The organism is Ignavibacteriales bacterium, assembly GCA_015709675.1.
Classification (GTDB): Bacteria; Bacteroidota; Ignavibacteria; order Ignavibacteriales; family Ignavibacteriaceae; genus H2-BAC3.
On sequence record CP054182.1, the window covers coordinates 328,614 to 348,340 of the forward strand.

A 19,727-nucleotide genomic window follows, 5' to 3' on the forward strand; every position below is an offset into this window, starting at 1 on the left:
CCTGAGCGGCTGGATTCGGAGAGGTGTCTGATAAAAACACCCGCTCAGCAGGAATTATAAATCAGCGGGGTATCGTAAGGGGACTTTTAATGAGGAAGAACCATCATCAGCGGAGGCGAAGATGCCCTGTCCTTTCAGAACAGTACATCCTCGTCTCCGCGAAAATCGTCTTGGGAGATTACCTATTTGAGCAGCATTAACTTGCGGCTTTCACGGTAATTCCCTGCTTCAAGGCGGTAAATGTAAACACCGCTCGGAAGGTTCGATGCTTCAAACTGCACTTCATGGCGGCCTGCCTCACGGGTACCGCTTGCTAAAACCGCTACTTCGCTTCCCTGTGCATCAAAGACCCTGAGTGAAACATCTGACTTCTCAGGCAGCGCGAATCTGATTGTTGTAACCGGATTAAACGGATTCGGATAATTCTGCCCGAGTGAAAACTCTGTAACAGCCCCTATCTCAGCTGTTTCGGGTCCGTATATACGCATACTGCCGTCATAGTCATACTGCAGCAGACGGTAATAAACGGTTCCTTCAGGTGCGCTGTTGTCTGACCAGCGGTATTCGGTCAACTCAGTTGTGGTGCCTGCGCCGGCTTTCCAGCCGAGGGTTATCCATTCAGCTCCGTTCACCGAGCGCTGAACCTCAAAGCCCCGGTTATTGGTTTCCGAGGCGGTTATCCATCTCAGTTCTGCTGAGGTGCCTATGCCTGAAGCCGTGAACGATGTCAGTTCAACCGGAACTACTCCCCACGTATATATACCGATATCGTCAATATACCAGCCGTCCTGATTCAAACTGCCGTCTGTGCCAAGTTCAAAACGGAGTTTAATATTTTGTCCTGAATAGGAGCCGAGATCAATTTCTTCCTGAACCCATCCGCTCATCGTACCTTCATAGACAGGCGCTCCGGCGGGGACCTGTTTCCCCTGTCCAGCCGCAGGTTTGGTATATCTTCCGGCAAGCGGAGTCCAGGTTGATCCGTTATTGGTTGAGATTTTTACAAATCCGGCATCCCAGTCTGCTTCTATGAACCAGCGGGTCCAGAACGTCAGACGCGGATTCGGAAGTCCGGTCATTTCAATCGGATTGGTTGAGGTCATGGTCACCGTTGCATTGGATACATAGTTGCCGTCCTTGCTGTCGGCATAAGAGTTTGGTGAACTGTTATAGCTTTGCGTGGTTGCTTCCCATCTCGGTGTTGAAGGACTTGCCGCAATGGTCCACAGTGCCGCCGGATTATTGGTTGTATCAAAAAATGTATATACCGGCATACCGATTACGATGCGCACCGTATCGCTGCTCATCAGAACTCCCTGTGAATTGATTCTGATAACCAGTTTATGCTCAGAGCCGATTGCCGCATCCGGTGCAATGGTAAACGGCAGTGGTGCTGTGACCTGATAATCGCCTCTTGCGCTGATAGAGTCAATCTGCACGGTTCCGCTTCCGGTGGTTATCTGGGCAGATGCGCTGGCAAGGGAAAGACTCAGATTATAGGCTGCAGAGAGTCCCTTGTTTTTTAACTGCACAAACATCTGCGCTGTTTCCCCCTGACCGAAATACTGCCGGTCGTAACTGACATTCTTCTTTGAAACATAGTCCCCCGCAACCCATGCGTAATAAAGATTTGGAAAAAGATTTTCCTGCACGTGAGGATATATACGTGACTGCGGCGGCCAGAATCCGTCTGATGTGGTTCCCACTTCCGGAGTCATCGCCAGTACTTTTCCTCTGGTGGTAAGATCGCCGTCATACATATAATCGTCACTGTTGCCGCGCGTTGAATAGCCCACGGTCTGCATATCCGTTCCGGGGGAGTATCCGTTAAACTGCGTCATCTCTGCCGCATATTCACGGAAGATCATTGAGTCGGGGGTTTCGCGTGAAAGCGCCCCGTAAGGATAAATCAGCAGATTGCTGTAGGTATGATAGTTAAGCGCAACCCTGAATCTGCGGCTGTTCACCAGATCACGCATTGCCTGAGTTTCCGGTTCGGAAAATGGCGAAGGTCCCCGGTAGGTATCTGAAGATGGTGAAGTGCTTGAACCGCCGTTAGGAGCGTTCCAGTATGCCTGTGGTCCGTAATTACGGTTAAGATCAATGCCAAATGAGCCGCCGTTATTCTTGCGGTTCTTGCGCCACATTCCGCCGCCGTTTGGGCTGGTGTTGCGGTTATATTCATATCCGTCAGGATTAACAACAGGAATAAAATACAACTGGCGGTTATCCACCAGATATTTCACCGAAGGATTTGTCGCATAGTTTTCGAGAAGATAATACATAAAGTATATGACGGTCATCATTCCCCCCGGTTCGCGCGCGTGATGCATCGCGGTGTAAAGCGCTTCCGGCTCCGGTTCATCCATATCAGGATTGTCGGAGATTTTAACCATATATATCGGACGGTTCTCAACGGTGGTGCCGACCTGCATCTTCGAAGTTATCAGGTTCGGATACTTCGCCTTCATACTGTCAAGCTGGGCCATTGCTTCGGCAAAAGTATAGTATCCCGCAAGGCTGCCAAATCCAAATCCCTCAACGCCGTATTTTTCCTTACTCTCCTGTTTAAGCGCGGCAGTTTCCGTTTCGCTCATCCGGGGGAGTTTTTCAAAATACTCAGCCCAGTCATCTATCAGTACGTCCATCCGGTAACCGCGCCGGTTCAGCTCCTGGTAAGCATAGTCATCCATAAAAATAACATAACTGCCGTCTTTTTCAACGATAGCATGTTCAACATCGGCGCCGAGCTCCTCCATTTCACGGAGCTGGGTCTGGGGGTTCGGCACAAATACCTTCACCTGCTTAAAGACCTGGCTCTGGGCAGTAAAGGAAATCAACAATAAAAACAAGGCGGCTAAAAAGCGGCTCATGGGCAGTATTCCGGATTAAATAAGAAGATAAACAGGTAAAATAGGGGAAATTCAGGAAAAAAGCAGGGGTAATCTGAGGCAGAGGAACTTTTTCCCTTCCGGGAGCACAGGTCTCCTCTGCCTCACAAAACCGCTACCTGAGCAGACTCATCTTACGGCTGATGCTCATCCCGCCGTTCAGAGTGAGGGTATATATATAAACCCCGGAGGCAAAGCGTTTTCCGCTGAAACGCACGGTATGCCTTCCCTGATCGTAGAGTCCGTCCGCAAGTTTAACAATCTCCCTGCCGAGCGTATCGTGAACTTTGAGCAGTACATGGCTTCTGTTCTTCAGTACGAATGAGATTTCCGTGTTCGGATTAAAGGGATTCGGATAATTCTGCAGCAGCTCGAATGAATCGGGTATTTCGTGCAAATCTTCAACCCCGGTGAAGGGAGGATACTTCGTGCGGATGTTGTCGGTATGCAGATATCCGGTATATATATTGCCCGGAACACCGGAACTTCCCATCACAAGGGTTACCGCCTTAAGCCTGAGAGGATAAACAACTGATGCATTCTTCGGCAGCGTTGCCCGGATGGTTTCAAAGATATTCGGGTTTGAAAGAGTTTTATGCCCCATCGTGCGGTATTTTGCTCCGTTCACATCCTCAAAGTCAAAGAAAATCCGGTGCGAAGGCCCGTCCCCCTTCACATCAATCAGAATAGAGTCGGGTACGCCGAATATCTCCCTGTCGGTTTTCAGATAAATATAATTATACATCCCCTGCACAAAGGTAAACCGGTAATCAAGCCGGAGCGAACTGCCTCCCGATGAAGAAAGGGTATCAGCAAGTGAAATGGCTGTATATATTGAATCGTAATTATCACCCCCGACCGTCCAGCCGGCAAGTGACTCAACTGAATCAACCGAATGATATCCCATCCCCACCTCAACCCGCACTGTGGCGGTATCAGCAAAGTTCTGGAAACGGGCAATAATCCTGGTTGTTCCGGGCGATAATCCCTTAAACTGTCCAACTCCGTCAATTTTCCCGACAAGAGTGTCAGTCGAGGTCCAGGTATAGTTCTGCTGCGGAATTACCTGCTCTACTGAATCGGTGTCAAACGCTTTGGCGGTGAATGCAAGCAGGCGGGTTACATCAGTGACCGCCATCTTCGGTACCACCTGGATATAGTTGAGTGCCTTTGAGATTATCAGCGCGCTGTCTTTTATTCCGCCGTAGGAGACTATAAGGTAACCCGTGTCTGCCACTGCTCCCGCGGTATATATACCCCCCTGCGTTACCGTTCCGAGAGTCGGCTTGCTCAGGGTATACCCTATCGTGCCCGGAGGTATGGGAATGGGATTATAATATTCATCCGTAGCAGAAGCTGAAAAAGTAACACTGTTGCCCGCGAACACCTTTGCCATCTTCGGGAAGATCTCGATGTGGCTCAGTGATCCTGAAGGTGCATCAGAGATTACCAGAAGAGCATTGGCAACAGAGCGTTCTCCTCCGGGATCAGACGGGGAGTTCATAATCTCACCGCGTACCACCATTGCAGTGGAACCTCCGCCATCCAGATTGATTCCCTGATGAACGCCATGCCTGATCATCAGATTTGCAAATTCAGTCAGATTCATCCCGGCGCTCAGTCCTACCTGTCTGCCGTCAACGGTGAAGAGAAAGAGAGTTGTGGTGTCTGCATTAAAACCAACACCGGTTCTTGGATGGCGCGCTGTTACAAAAGGATCTCCAAGATTCAGGTTTGCAACTGCTCCGTCTTCAACAATCACCGGCCTGCCGCCAACCATTCCGATCAGATTTTTTACGGAAGGCATCAGATTCATAATCAGCTTAACCGTATCTCCTTTAGCGGAACGCCCTGCAAGCAGTGCAGAAGTGGTTCCGGCTCCTGAAAGGACGATGTGATTTGACAAAGGATGACTTCCCCTGCCGGTGGCAACTGAATCAATCACGCATAGAACCGTGTCATTCATTCTCCAGCCGCCGATTGGGCGGAGCATCACTTCAGTACCGTTTCCGTCAGTACCGGTTGTCACGCCATAGTAGGTATTGTAATAGTAAATCTTTCCGGTATCACGCGCCGTATTTATATCGCTGAAGTTTGAACTGCTGCCGTTTCTGAAAATTACCTTACCGCCGAAAACCGGTACCGTAATGCTCAGATTATTGTTATTGTTAAAACCAAAAGCAGGCCAGCCGTTCTCCCGTTTTGTCATCAGTCCGTTCCCCACATGTGTATTTACGGTAGCTCCGTTAGCTTCAAAAAAATCCGCATTAACGGCACCCACCACCCAGTGGCCTGAAAAATTACGCCGGGCAGCCATGGCGCTTGTAAGCTCCCGTCCGCCTGAAATCCGCTCAAGCGCTTTTACTGCTTCAAGCTTGATATATGGATTCGTGAGATCAACTCTGAGGAGATCAATGCTCCAGGGAATAAGGGAATCAACCAGCTTCGTATAAGTTACGCCGGGACCCACCGTCCGGTGGACAATAGTATCCTGCTGATTCTGGGGAAAGAGTCCTGAGACCATCAGAACAAGAAGAAGAGGTATAGCCGAAAGTTTCATTTGTCAACCAAATTGAAGGAAATAGTAAACACAAAAATAAGTATGAAATCTGAATTATGAAGTATGAAATCCGGATTATGAATTAAGCAGAGTTACATTTTCACGCGGCTATGCATTTGTTAAGCCCGTGAAAAGTCTCGCCTGATTTCGAATTTAAACACTGAAATCATTACTAATTACTGACTGCTCATTACCAATTAGTTACTGAGCCGGTAATTAACCTTTAAGACTATCTGTTTTTGTTCAACAGAGGGGGAAGGCGTCATGGTCGTGGCAACATCATTCACCACGATATATATATACGAAAGGGGCTTAAACTCAAAGGACGCCCGTATGTTAAATGCCGCTGTTTTTGTTAATGAGTTATACTGATAAAACAAATTCAGATGAGCACGCGGGTTCATTGAAATCCTCAGCTCAGGGGCAATAACGGAAACATCCTTGTTTTCCCTCAGAGCTCCCAGTTCCTTAAACTGATAATAGTCCCAATTCGACGCAACCACCAGATGCGGCACCGGATTATATCTGAACTTCACGTTATAATGCCTCAGGGTTCCGTTATAAAATGCACCGTCATCATACTGAACACTTGCTCCTATAAAATACGACTGATCCGAAGTCAGTTTAAGGGCGTACCGGAAATATTCATATTCCCCCTCGTTTATAATGATGTTGCTTAACCGGAAGCTTCTCTGTGCCCTCTGCACATTATAGTTTATGTATGACTCAAACAGCGTGTTATCCTGAAGCCGCACCGTTAACGGCACAAGCGATATATACCCCTCGCTCAGTTTTCCGCTTCCCGCCTCATAATAAAACTGCGCGAAGCCCCCCGGTTCGAATGACCGTATATACCCCGGCTTCCATCCGGGGCGGAGGTTAAAGAATGCATAGGGATACGCCATCATCATATTGCTGCCTATCTGGTAACCTGCTTCAGCAAGATAATTGGCTGAAATAAGATTGGTAACAAGCCCGAGCGCCCCCCATGACGCGGTATTGGCAATTGAGTGATAAAGAGCAAAGCCGTCTCCCTTCCCGTGCCAGGTTTTTGATCCGGAAAGAGTAAACTCCGTGGAGAGCGTTTTCCCGATGCGAAAAAATCCGTCCGCTGAAAGCGTTGCGTTGGTTTTTCCCTGCGGAGCCGCGGCGGATGCCTCATCACTTCTCACCGTCATCAGCGCTCCGAGTGTTGACCGGTTTCCGGTGAACTCTTTCAGGCGAAGCACTCCGAAGTGGGAGCCGGGCTGTAAGGCTGATGCCTCCTGATGTATATACAGCGCTCCTATATTCCTGTCCGTTGATTTACTCACATACCGGGCTCCTCCCGTTACCGGTACCGGATTCCCGGTTGCGTCAAGCCCAATTCTCCTGCTGAAAAAAGGATAAAACGAATTGCTCCATCCTGTTGTGAACAGTCTTTCGTTCTCCAGAAAAAATCCCCGCTTCTCAGGAAAGAACAGCGAAAACCTGGTAAGATTAATCACCTGATTATCCACTTCCGCCTGAGCAAAATCGGTATTATAGGTAAGATCAAGCACTGAGAACGGATTAATTGCCCACTTCACATCAACTCCCGCCTCGGCGGTATAGCCCTTAATATCAGAGTAACGGTTATCGGATGCCAGTATATATGGCTGAATATCAACATTCAGCGGAGCCGGAGGCGGCTGTATGCCGGTGAGTTTGCCCGCGTAATCCATCCGGTAGCCGGAAAATGCACGCGGATAAAGCGACCACGCGGTGAACTGGTTTATCCTTCTGATTGATCTGGTGAAATTGATTCCCCATTCTTCTTTTTCCGATGGATAGCGGAGCGATTTCCAGGGGATGATAATTTCTGCGTTCCAGCTTGAATCGTTAATTGACGTCCGCGCATCCCATACAGCATTCCAGTTCCTTTCAAACAGCAGGTCCTCAAATACCCGTATATCACGCAGCGCGCCGTATGGATTTAACTGAAAGGAAAGAGATGTTTTTTCATCAAGAAAGGTATCAAAATTGATTCCGAAGAAGTCAGTTTCAAAGAATTCAAAATCCCGCCTGAATCCCTGAGTGCGTATTCCTTTTCCCCCGGGTTCATCATAACAGACCGCGCCAATATATATTGCCTCATCATCAAAAAACACGCGGACATCGGTCTGAAACGCGGGGGGCGCTCCCTGCTGCGGATCTATCTGAAAAAATTCCCCCGCCCCCGGGGTCATTTTCCATACTTCCTCATTCAGAATACCGTCTAATACTATTTGTGCCGTCTGCCGCAAAACATGATAACTGCGTTTCTCTTTCGGCGGCGGAAAAACCTCACTATTCTGCGCAAAAAAAGCCGAGGCAGTCATGAGGAAAACTGCTATGTGAAATACTTTAAGGATGATCTCTCCGGGTTTACCAGTTTAAAATTTACCCTTATCCATGAACAACCCTTGCAAATATTGCAGGAAATTATGAAATAACCAAATGTGCAGTACGTGTAAAATCGTGAAATTCGCCCCGTTCTTCCGTATCTTAGGGGTTGAAATTTTCAGATATTCTTAACCAAGAGCAATGTAATTACTATGCGTCAGAGTAAAATATTCATCCCGACCCTAAAAGAAGTGCCAAACGATGCCGTGGTGCCAAGTCATGTGTTTATGCTGCGTGCAGGCATGATGCGCCCTCTGGGTGCGGGTATTTACTCCTTCCTCCCCCTCGGATACCGTGTAGCCAAAAAGGTCATGGAAATTATCCGGGAGGAAATGGATGCCATCGGCGGCCAGGAGTTCCACCTCCCCGCGCTTAACCCAAAAGAAATCTGGGAGGAAACAGGAAGAGTAGCCGCATTCGGTGATATCCTTTTCACCGTTAAGAATCGTGATTACGTCCTTGCTCCCACCCATGAAGAAATTATAACCTATCATGCACGCAAGGTTGTCCGCTCTTATAAGGAAATGCCGCAAATCTGGTATCAGATCCAGACTAAGTTCCGCAATGAACCCCGTCCTAAAAGCGGTGTTCTCCGCGGCCGTCAGTTTACCATGAAAGATGCCTATTCACTTGATTCTTCTTGGGAAGGGCTGGATAAGTCATATCAGCTGCACGACCAGGCATACCGGAATATTTTTACCCGGTGCGGACTGAAATTCTTTGTTGTGGGTGCTTCAAGCGGAGCAATGGGAGGAAGCGGTTCGGAAGAGTTTATGGTTAACGCTCAGGCCGGAGAAGATACCGTAGCACACTGTGAGCACTGCGGATATGCTGCCAACGTCGAAGTGGCAGCTTCCCGGGCTGCATCAGTGGCTCGCCATCCCGAAAGCAAAGCCAACGAACTGATTTATACTCCGAATGTAAAGTCTATTGACGAACTCTCAGCATTCCTTAGAATCCGCGAGGAAGAATGCGCGAAGTCCCGCGTATATATCGCCGACGGTAAAGCCGTGCTTGTTCTGATGTGCGGTAATGATGAGGTGAACGAAACCAAATTGCAGAAGGTGCTCGGCTCGGAGCCGCGCCCAGCGCATCCTGAAGAACTGCTTGAAATCACCGGGGCAGATGCCGGTTCTATCGGGCCGGTCGGCTTTAAGGGGAGAATCATTGCTGATATCCGCCTGAAAGACGGCAACAATCTCTACAGCGGCGCCAATAAAAACGATTACCACATCGGCGGTATTGACCTGATGCGTGATGCTGAAGGAATTGAGTATTTTGACCTGCGTACCGTTAAATCCGGTGAAGGATGCCCCTCCTGCGGAAAAGAAATGCAGGTATTCACCGCAATTGAACTCGGCCACATCTTTAAGCTCGGCACCAAGTATTCCGACTCCATGGGCGCTACATTCCTTGATGAAGACGGTACTGAGAAACCGATTATCATGGGCAGTTACGGCATCGGCGTTGAGCGTGTGATGGCATGCTATATCGAGCAGCATCATGACGAGCGGGGCATTATCTGGAATAAAGCCCTGGCTCCGTTCCACATTCATCTGCTTGGTCTTAATATGAAGAAAGAAGGAGTGCAGAAGGCATCAGAAGAACTATATACCAGACTTGCTGCTGCAGGTTATGAAGTACTCTTTGATGACCGTGAAGCACAGGCAGGATTTAAGTTTAATGACGCAGACCTTCTCGGTATGCCGGTTCAGGTTATCGTGGGAGAAAAGAAACTTGCTGAAGGCAAGGTTGAAGTAAAACTGCGCGCCACCGGAGAACGGGAAGATGTTTCGATCACAGAGCTTGAATCATATCTACAGAAAGTGCTTCGCTGACCATGAATGATCTGCACAACTATTCAGATGATAATCTGCTCGCGCAGATTGAAAACAGCACGTATGAACTCGGTTTTTACCGGGTAAAGTTCTATACGAAAAACGGGCTCCCCTCTGATCAGCCGACAGATACCATAGAGGAGTTTTATCTCTACCCAAGCGGCGGCACTCTCAGAGATAAAAAGTTCAATATTATCTTCTACAGTTCAAAGTTTGACACCTACCGCGGATTTGTACCGCCCCATTTGAAGTCCTAATTCTCCCAACCCCTTTAAAACCGTAGAGACACGCCGCGGCGTGTCTCTACTTTGCTTTAGCATTTCTTTTTCTTTGCACTTTTGCGCGAACGTTGCAGATGGTTGAAATGAAGGACATAAACCACGCCATCTATTTTTGCAAATGCATTTAAAACAACAGAGGCATGCCGCTATGACATGCCTCTGTTTGTATATATTTTCGCTTATTGAAAACGAAGTGCGAATCCTTTCAATTCATACTTCATAATTCATACTTCATAATTCATACTTCGTAATTCGTAATTCGTAATTCATACTTCTAATTTATAATTCTTACTTCAGATAAACCATCTTTTTGGTCTGAACGAAGTTACCTGCAGTAATGCGGTAGAGATAGGTTCCGGCTGCTACAACGCTTCCTGCGTTGTCATCGCCTGCCCACTGAATTGCATAGCTCCCGGCTGATTTGGTATCAGCTATCAGAGTCTTCACTTCTCTTCCGAGCATGTCATATATCTTTATCGTGACATACATCTCCTGAGGCAGATTGAATCTGATAACCGTTGCTGGGTTAAACGGATTCGGATAGTTCTGCTCAAGGGAGAACTCAGAAGGAATAACCGCCGGCTCTTCAGTGCTGGTTGGTGTATTCGGGATGAATCTCTCTGCCTTTGAATATGCTGAGTATAATCCTTCTGTATTCTTGGAGCGCACTCTCCAGTAAACCGGAGCGCCTGAAGGCAGTGCATTAGCCATATATGAGGTTGCAGATATATTACCGACAGTTACCGCATTGCTGAAGTCACTGTTCTGTGAATACTGCACTTCATAAGTAAGTCCGCTTGCCAGTGATGGCAGGAACCATGAGAGCTGAGCATCATTGCTGGTAAGAGAAACGCTGTTAACCGGTGAACCGCCCATCGGACGAACCGGGCTTGAGCCTGCCTGTGTGGCAAAGGTCTCGGTGTTTGACCATGCTGAATATGTGGTTCCGTTATTGCTTCTGACCTTCCAGTAGTAGATAACACCCGGAACAAGGCCTGTCAGCTGAGTTGAAGTACTGCTTCCGGCATTGACCGTTACCGCGTTGCTGAAGTCAGATTCACTTGCATACTGAACCTGGTAAGAAACACTCGGTGAAGTGCCGTTTATATACCAGTAAAGATCAACCGTTGTACCGGTAGCTGCACCTCCGAGAGGCCAGGTAAGTATTGGTACTAAGGTTCCTGCATTTCCGGTTACTTCAAAGGTTTCAACATCGGTCCAATCTGAATAAGCGTTTCCATTAAAGGAACGCACTCTCCAGAAGTAGGTTGTACCAGCCTGAAGTCCGCTCACTGTATAAGAAGTTGTGTCAAGAGTAACTGTTGAACTGAAGTTTGAATCATTAGCTTTATACTGCAGTTCATAGGTTACGGTATCAGCAGAACCGACCATATACCAGCTCAATGTAGTTGAAACTGAATAGAGTATCTGGCCTCCGGTCGGGAAAGCGAGAATCGGTCTGATATCTCCGGTGACACCAAAGGTCACAAATGATTCATACCCTGACCATGCTGATGTTGTAGTTCCATTGTTGCTTCTCACCCGGAAGTAGTAGGTTTTTCCCGGCAGAAGTGGTAATGAATGCTGATAATTAATATCTGTAATTCCGGTTACGCTATAAACAGTATTACCCGGAGCTGTAGTATCAATTTCTACCTCAAAGGTAAGTCCGGCATGTGACTGCCCGATCCACCAGTACAGTGTCGGCATAAGTGTATATACCATAACTCCGCTGGTCGGATATGAAATATAGGGCTGAACCGCAGTTACCGCGGAAGTGCTGTAGGTGGTAAACAGCGCTGAAGCTGACCAGTCAGATGTATCAACTCCGTTTAGCGACCGTACCTGCCATTCATATTCTGTTCCGGCGGTAAGTCCGCTCAGTCCGTACGTGAGTGATGTTCCTGCGCTTAATGCAGATGACCAGGTGCCCGATGAAACTTCCTTGTAACGGATTTCGTAAGTATATCCGAATGACGTTGTCCCGAGATACCAGTAGAGATCCGGTGATAAACTGTAAACAGTTGCTCCGCCGATCGGCCAGCTCTGAGTCGGAATGGTGTTAACCTCTCCGAAGGTGGTAAAGCTGTTATGAGCTGAGTAAGTAATAATCGCATTTGTGTTCTTGCTTCTTACTCTCCAGAAATACTGGGTAGCCGGAAGCAGCCCGCTCAGGGTATCGGTAATTGCCGCACCTGCGTCAAGTGTGGTTGTCAGTGCAGACGGGAAGGTGCTGTCAACTGAATACTGGACATCATAGCTGATGCCGGCACCTGAGACATTAATGTTCCAGTGCAGTGTCGGGCTCAGGGTATATACCAGATGATTGTTAATCGGATGTGTCAGATACGGAATAACTTCGGTAACTGTTCTGAACACGCTTGATGACCAGGGGGAAACATCCGGATTTGCATTTTCAGCATACACTCTCCAGTAGTAGAGGGTGTTGTTTGCCAGAATGCTGTCAATATATAAAGTAGTATCAGTCAGCACGCTGTCATACATCAGAACGGAGAAATCTGAGAGAGCCGAGAACTGAGCGCGGTAATTATCAGCGCCGTCCACGGTGTTCCAGACCAGGGTCGGATGTATTGAGTTGCCCGGTGAGAGGTATCCCGGTGAAACCAGATCCGGAGCATCAATTTCGGTCTCAAATGACCAGACTGATGAGAAAACAGTTTCATGAGGACCGTCAAATGCGCTTACTCTCCAGTAATACACTGTGTAATAATCAAGCGCTGCTGAAAGCGTATGACCGCTTGAGCTGATACCGGGGATGTTTCTTACAATGTTTGTGAAAGCCGCATCGGTTGCAACCTGCAGGCGGTAACTTGTAGCACCTGTTACGTCATCCCAGTCAAACACGGTGTTAACGGGCTGAACAACTGCCGCATCAGCAGGTGAGCTGAGGTCAGGAGTGGTGATGAGTGTTCTGAAACGGAATGGTGTTGAATAACCCGTTGTTTCAGATCCGTCTGTAGCGCGGACTCTCCAGTAAAAAACCGTGTAGTGGGCTAAGGGACCGTTCAGTGTATATGAAGTTCCGGTTTCACCGGTGTGACTTAATGCAATTCCCACAAAGTTACTATCTCCGGAAATCTGAAGATCGTAGGCAGTTGCACCGGGCACTGCATTCCAGCTGATGGTCGGAGTCACCGAAACAAAAATACTGCTGTCTGCCGGAGTGCTGAGCACCGGAGAAGCAAGAAGCGTTCTGAATGAGTATGCTGCAGAAAAAGCCCCTTCTTCAGCGCCGTCAATTGCTTTCACGCGCCAGAAGTAGTTGGTGTAGTTTGCCAGCGGTGTATATACACTATAACCAAGTGCCGCCGTAACGGTATCTTTAGTAATCGCGGTAAATGCGGCATCTGTGGCAAGCTGCAGGCGGTATTCTGTTGCGCCTGAAACCGCACCCCAGCTCAAAGCCGGAGTAAGCAGCTGCGCCGTAGCATTGTTGACCGGAGATGCCAGTGCAGGCACATCAAGTTCGGTTCTGAATGAAAACGAAGTTGAAAACGCACTTGAATCTGTTCCGTCAAATGCTTTAACCCTCCAGTAGTATTGAGTAAAATTGGAAAGACCGGTATAAACAGCATAGGAGGTTGCCGCAGTTACTGTATCAGTCAGCACTGAAACAAATCCGGCATCAGAAGCAAGCTGCACACGGTACTCAGTTGCACCCAAAACTGAACCCCAGCTTAAAGCGGGAGTTAACGATTGCCCTGTGGCAAGATCAGCAGGCGCAGTGAGCGTTGGAACTGCCGGCTGAGCCAGCAATCCTGTGTTTGCTGCAAACACAAGCCCAAGCACCAAAACTGCTCTGGAGAAATTTATAAAAAAGCTATTCATGCTATAACCCTTCGATGAATATATTACAGTTATTAAAAAAATCGTGATCGAATCAGGAAAAGGCAGCCCTCACTCTAAGCATACAGATAACCCGCCGGACAGTCTGGGCATAATGCGCTCTGCTGAATCCGGATACTGAAGCTTTGGTAGATCGGGGAAAACCCGCCCTCTGAACGGCTCCCGGTGGGGAACCCTCTTTTTGAAAGTATGGTGTTCGTGTGGTTAAACCGGACTGACAAGCTCTCATCACCAGACCGGTTGTGCGGTAACCGTATAATAATATATTTTACCGCAAAATGGATAGGCAAGATACAGAATTTTAAATATTGGGCAAGGAAATTCGGCTTTTACTGCTGAGTTTTTGAACAACAGACGGCGGGGTGTGATTAAAATCTCATCAGCCGGGGTTCGGAGACAGAATAATGGTTTCAGCGGGCTGACCGCAGCCCTTTTGCCAGGCCAATGGCACGACTGTCTTAAAAGGAGGTTGAGGCAACGCTGATCTTTACGGATCGGAAAAATCTGATGTAATTTGCCCTCCACCACGATGGACTATGGAAAATTTTTCATGTACCCCTCAGATTCACAATTCACAATTCACAATTCATACTTCATAATTCATACTTCATACTTCATAATTCATACTTCATACTTCATAATTCATAATTCATACTTCATAATTCATACTTCATACTTCATACTTCATAATTCATACTTCATACTTCAGAACGTGTTTTTTGCCGGAGGGTTCAAGTGCCTCAACGGTATAGGTGCCTTTTTCACCGGTTATCTCTTTCACAAAAAGATGATCGGTCATATAGGCCCCGACCCACGGATGCTTTGCAGGCATACCGTCTCCGTCAAAAAGATCAACTGCCCGGCTGTCCTTAGCCAGTTCCCGGGTCATCAGCCCCAGAGAGTCAGCTCCCTTATACAGGCTAATCTCCCAGCCGCTGTCTGCCGCCCAGACGTTAGCAGCCAGATACTTCCTGCCATCCCTTGAATATACCATCGCTTCCATCTGGTAGCCGTCAGGTTTGCCGGTTCCTTTGTAACGCCGGTTAAGGGTACTGCCGTTCACCTCATAGACAGCATAACCGTTTGGTGTACCGTCACCGCAGATATCGGAAGTCCACCACGCTCCGCAGACCGCCCCAATAATATCAATACTGCATCCGCCGTCCTGTATATACTCGCTTTCGTGAGTATGGCCGCAAATGATGGTTGTCTTATAGGGTTCAAGAATCCGGTAGAGCATCTCCCGGTTGGTGACCACAAGGGAGTTTGAGGGGGATTTTTTGTCATTCCGTTCGTGCTGTCTGCAGTACACCGGGATGTGGGTAAATATCACCACCCTGCTTCCTTTTTCAAGATGCTGCAGATCCCGCTGCAGCCAGCGCAGCTGATGATCCGGTATATATCCTATATATCCGCTGAACCAGAAAACATCATCCAGCACCACGTAATGCACTTCCCCCCGGTTAAAGGAGTAGTAGGCCGGACCGAACTTCTCCTCAAAGCCGGCTGCTGACATTTCATCACTCTTTGAGCCGGGCACCACATCATGGTTCCCCAGCACCTGAAGGAAAGGCAGCCCCGTTCCTGCAACTCCTTCTATATAATCGGGGTACAAATCAGGCTTGTCAAAAACGATATCACCAACGGTAACGCCAAACATCCCCATGCCGGCATACTTCTTTACCGATGCGGCAATATCCGGAACCGACTCTTTATGAAACCGCTCCATATCCTGCTTATCAAGCATCTGTGTATCACCTAAAGCAAAAAAGACATGATTACGGTCATCAGCCGGATTTTTTGCCAGGTCAAAGGACGCGGTGAACTCCCCGTTGCTGCGCGGGGTTATCCGCCGGTAATGCTGAGCTATTCCTTTCTCATTAACCGGAAGTATATATCCTGATGGCACTGAGCAGTGGACAAAACGCGCGTCTGAGGATGTAACAAGTTCATAGGTGCCATCGGAGGAGGTTACCGCGGTCTGAAAACCGTCAGAAACCACTGCTCCCTTTACCGGAAGCGCTCCGGAGGAAACTTTCCCGCGAATTCTGATTCTGCCTTCCGTTTCGCTTAGCGGGCGAAGGCGGGCAAATACGTCTGACGGCAGAAATGCGGCTGCTGAGCCAAGAAGTGAATATTTAAGAAAATCGCGGCGTGATGCCATGGGAAAATACTCCGGATATTTTCTCAAAACTTACGGAAATCCATGATACCGGAGAATTATTTTTTTGTTAAAAGAGCTTGTTTTGCCGGCTATGTGGATAGTAATCTGCCTCGACTGATCTCAGACTATTTTTGTCCCTGTCTGCCTGCAGTCCTTATCGTCCTTAAAGTCCTTGCTGTCCTTCTTTTACTCTTTGTGGCTTAGCGTCTATGCGCGGGGTATAATAAAAAAAAGCGGAGTACCTGCTCCCGTGGCGGGGAGCCGGCATCCGCTTTATCGTATATATAAGAGAATTTTTTAGATTACTTCTTTACAACCTGAACTTCGCAGAGGAGCTTTACTTCATCTGAAACCAGAACTCCGCCGGTCTCCAGAGCGGCATTCCAGGTAAGACCAAAATCTTTTCTGTTGATCTTTCCGCTCAGAGAAAATCCTGCCTTGGTGTTTCCCCAGGGATCTTTCATCAGTCCGCTGTATTCAGCGTCAAGAGTGATTTTTTTTGTCACGTCACGGATAGTGAAGTCACCGTTTATTTTATACTGATTGTCATCAACCTTGGTAATGCCGGTTGAAACAAATGTGAGCTTTGGAAATTTTTCAACTTCAAAGAAGTCTCCGCTTCTGAGATGATTATCGCGGTCTGCGTTCGCGGTATCAATGCTGTTTACATCAGCACTGAAGCTGATTGCGGAAGTTTCAAATTTGTCATCTTCATTTTCGACAGATGCGTCAAATGAACTGAATTTACCGGAAACGTTGGTAAACATCATGTGTTTTACCTTAAATCCGATTTCTGAGTGAGTCGGGTCAATTGCCCATACTGATTTTGCCATTGTGTTATCCTTTCGTTATATATATGTTCTTGTTTATTAATTCTGTTTTGTCATCGGAACTTCCATCAGCAGGAAGGAAGCATCCGTTTCCGCGGTAATTTCCGCGCTGTCTGTTTCCCAGATACCGTAACCGTCTCTGGTCTCAAGTTTTTGGCCGTTTACGGTAAGAGAGCCCTTCAGATTGAATATATAGAGCCCGTTTCCTTCTGCCTTAAACCGGTATTCCGTCCGCATGCCCTTGTCAAAATCCGCCAGATGGAACCATGCGTTCTGATGGATCCACACACCGGCATCATCGCGGTCGGGAGAAAGTACCTGCTGAAGTTTATTTTTTCTTTCAGCCGGATCAAGGGTTATCTGATCATAGCGCGGCGCAACATTCCGGGTATGGGGGAAAACCCAAATCTGCAGGAATTTAACCTCACGGTCAGCATTCTTATTATACTCACTGTGCAGCACTCCGGTCCCGGCACTCATTACCTGAATATCGCCATATTTAATAACCGTTGTGTTCCCCATGCTGTCCTTATGCTCAAGATCTCCTTCAAGGGGTATGGATATGATTTCCATATTGTTGTGCGGGTGGGTGCCAAATCCCATTCCCGGCGCAACGATATCATCATTCAGCACCCGGAGAACTCCGAACTGAACCCTCTCGGGATTAAAGTATTCCGCAAAGCTGAACGTATGCCTGCTTTTCAGCCAGCCGTGGTCAGCTTTTCCGCGGCTCTCTGATGTATGTAACACGGATTTCATTGTTCTTGTTCCTTTAATCAAAAATTTATGATACAAAATTACGGGGGTGGAAACTGGTGCGGAATAAACCAGCTTAAGAAATTATCTTAAACTAGATTAAGAGGTTTTCGGGGAACTGGGGAACTGTGTGTGAAAAACTATGCTCCGCCGATGGTACGCTGATTTTATACGGATGCTAAAGCAGCGCAGATGAGCACGGATCGAAACCTTTGCGGAACTTTGCTTACTTTGTGTTTAACCTTGTGCGGCTATGCGGGGGCAATTGTACATTGTTCATTGTACATTGTACATTTATTTCAGAGCTTCTCCTCTGATCTTGCTTAAAAACTCCGGCGTTATTCCTATATACGATGCAATAAGTTTTTGCGGAAGCGTATTGATGAGTCCCGGATAGGTACCGCAAAACTTTTCATATCTCTGCCGTGCTGTGGTACTCAGATTATCCATCAGCCGCTGCTGTGTGCTCACCAGAGCTTTCTCAGTAATCACACGGAAATAATGCTCAAGCTGTGGAATTTTTCCGCATAGTTCCTGCTGATCTTCCCTGCTAAGGATAAGCACTTCCGTATCAACAAGCGCATCCACGTTCAGATAACTTTCCTTTCCTGAGATAAAGCTGAACATATCGGTAATCCACCAGTTCTCCGGAGCGAATTGCAAGATGTGTTCGAACCCGTTCCGGTCAATGGAGTATGAACGCAGACAGCCGGTGATTACAAAGGCAGCAACTTTGGCTATCTGATGTTCATGAAGCAGAAACTGTCTCTTGCGGATAGTCTGCGGCACCAGAACACCGGTTATCATCTTCTCATCCTCCTGAGAAAGCTGCGTCAGGTTTTTTATGTGAGATAACAGTTTGCTTGCAGGCATAAATCAATTAAGAATGTACAATTTACAATTAACAACAGGGGAAAGATAATCAGAAGTATTGAATATTGCAGAACTAAAACCCCCTATCCCGCGCTGATCTTATACGGATGCTAAAGCAGCGCTGATTTTATTACGGATCGAAATCAGAGGAAAAAATCATCTTAGCGCCTTTGCGGGATATTACTTTTAGCGTTAGAAATTTTTTAGCATCTCCGCACCGTACTGTTATGTACCAAACCTACATGAGCAGGACACTTAGCGGCACAGACATTCCAATACTTACCTGATCATCGAATGATACAATCGAATAATAGTAGTCCGCATATAAGCCTCCGAGCTGGTTCCCTTCTCTTATTTGCAGTCCGAGATTATAGTCATCAGATTTCCCTTTTCTGATCGCTTTTTGCAGCACGGGCAGCACTGAAAAGCCGTCTGATATATCAATCCGAGCCGAAGCCCCGAGCAGATAAGAGACTTCATAAATCATCGGTGTTTCCGGATCATCCGGGTCTGCCTGCGGGTCTTCGGGCGTACGCATCACACGCACGAGTGCATACATACTGAACAGATCTAGCCGGAACCCGTAATGAATATCAGCAGTATACCATAAAGCCGTCTTTTCATTTACGGCCTTCCCCGCAAAAAGACCGATGCCTAAGCCGACGAACAGGTTGTTATAAACACTATTCAGAGTATCCCGCAGACCATAAAGCGAGTCAAAAGGCACTTCGCTGCTGTCCTGCGTGATCTTATCCATTATGTAAACCTGAGTATCCGGGGAAATTGTTTGCTGCGGGTTATAACAGTGGGGAGAATAACCGGTGACAGGATGCCTGAATAGTTCCTGAAACCTGACCTGAGGCAGTATGACCATACAATGAAACAGAAGAAGAAGCATAACTCTGACCATGACCAACCCTTACACAAAATTGTTCAATTGACATTGTATAATTTTCAATGTACAATTTACGGAAGAATCTGCTCATCTGCTCAAATGATGCATCGGTAAAAATAATGCGGCGGCAAAATGATGAAATTGTAATGGGAAAAAATTGCAGAGACGATTCATGCATCGTCTCTACAGAGCACAAATAAAAAAATCCCCTTCTCTCACTCACGCAAAAGAAGGGGATTAATAGTTATAATACAGAATTATTTACGTATAAAAGTCCAATTCATAATTCATACTTCATAATTCATACTTCATAATTCATACTTCATAATTCATACTTCATAATTCATACTTCATAATTCATAATTCATA

At 47.2% G+C, this 19,727-nt stretch carries 11 protein-coding genes; 2 read left to right on the forward strand and 9 right to left on the reverse strand.

The annotated features are described in order from the left end of the window. Positions 1–182 precede the first annotated feature (182 nt). The 3 genes from HRU80_01085 to HRU80_01095 all read right to left on the reverse strand — a co-directional run bounded on the left by HRU80_01085 (position 183) and on the right by HRU80_01095 (position 7,790). Positions 183–2,873 (reverse strand): immune inhibitor A, encoded by a 2,691-nt coding sequence (locus HRU80_01085; GenBank protein QOJ27530.1) that lies wholly within the window; start codon positions 2,871–2,873, stop codon positions 183–185. Positions 2,874–3,006: 133 nt separating this feature from the next. Further along, on the reverse strand, positions 3,007–5,451 hold the full coding sequence (locus HRU80_01090; GenBank protein QOJ27531.1) for a phosphodiester glycosidase family protein: 2,445 nt from the start codon (positions 5,449–5,451) through the stop codon (positions 3,007–3,009). 197 nt (positions 5,452–5,648) lie between these two features. Further along, positions 5,649–7,790 carry a hypothetical protein gene (locus tag HRU80_01095; protein ID QOJ27532.1) on the reverse strand — a complete coding sequence of 714 codons (2,142 nt, stop codon included), beginning with the start codon at positions 7,788–7,790 and terminating at the stop codon, positions 5,649–5,651. A gap of 216 nt (positions 7,791–8,006) precedes the next feature. On the opposite strand from HRU80_01095, the gene HRU80_01100 reads away from it, so the two are divergent. Then, a complete protein-coding gene (locus HRU80_01100; protein QOJ27533.1) occupies positions 8,007–9,692 on the forward strand; it encodes a proline--tRNA ligase in 1,686 nt (561 codons plus the stop codon). A 2-nt stretch (positions 9,693–9,694) separates the two neighbouring features. Next, complete coding sequence (locus tag HRU80_01105) at positions 9,695–9,949, forward strand: hypothetical protein (protein ID QOJ27534.1); 255 nt, start codon at positions 9,695–9,697, stop codon at positions 9,947–9,949. A gap of 312 nt (positions 9,950–10,261) precedes the next feature. Here the strand turns inward: HRU80_01105 and HRU80_01110 are convergent, their stop codons facing one another. The 6 genes from HRU80_01110 to HRU80_01135 form a co-directional block, all read right to left on the reverse strand. Further along, on the reverse strand, positions 10,262–13,822 hold the full coding sequence (locus HRU80_01110) for a fibronectin type III domain-containing protein (GenBank protein ID QOJ27535.1): 3,561 nt from the start codon (positions 13,820–13,822) through the stop codon (positions 10,262–10,264). A 709-nt stretch (positions 13,823–14,531) separates the two neighbouring features. Beyond that, the gene (locus tag HRU80_01115) at positions 14,532–16,004 is read right to left on the reverse strand and encodes a calcineurin-like phosphoesterase C-terminal domain-containing protein (protein QOJ27536.1); all 1,473 of its coding nucleotides are present in this window, start codon (positions 16,002–16,004) and stop codon (positions 14,532–14,534) included. A 302-nt stretch (positions 16,005–16,306) separates the two neighbouring features. Continuing rightward, positions 16,307–16,837, reverse strand: coding sequence for a YceI family protein (locus HRU80_01120; protein ID QOJ27537.1), 531 nt, complete (start codon positions 16,835–16,837; stop codon positions 16,307–16,309). A 36-nt stretch (positions 16,838–16,873) separates the two neighbouring features. Then, positions 16,874–17,593, reverse strand: coding sequence for a pirin family protein (locus HRU80_01125; GenBank protein ID QOJ27538.1), 720 nt, complete (start codon positions 17,591–17,593; stop codon positions 16,874–16,876). Between the two features lie 291 nt (positions 17,594–17,884). Further along, positions 17,885–18,463 carry a Crp/Fnr family transcriptional regulator gene (locus HRU80_01130; protein ID QOJ27539.1) on the reverse strand — a complete coding sequence of 193 codons (579 nt, stop codon included), beginning with the start codon at positions 18,461–18,463 and terminating at the stop codon, positions 17,885–17,887. A 238-nt stretch (positions 18,464–18,701) separates the two neighbouring features. Further along, entirely contained in the window at positions 18,702–19,220 is a 519-nt protein-coding gene (locus HRU80_01135) for a hypothetical protein (GenBank protein QOJ27540.1), read from the reverse strand. Positions 19,221–19,727 lie beyond the last annotated feature (507 nt).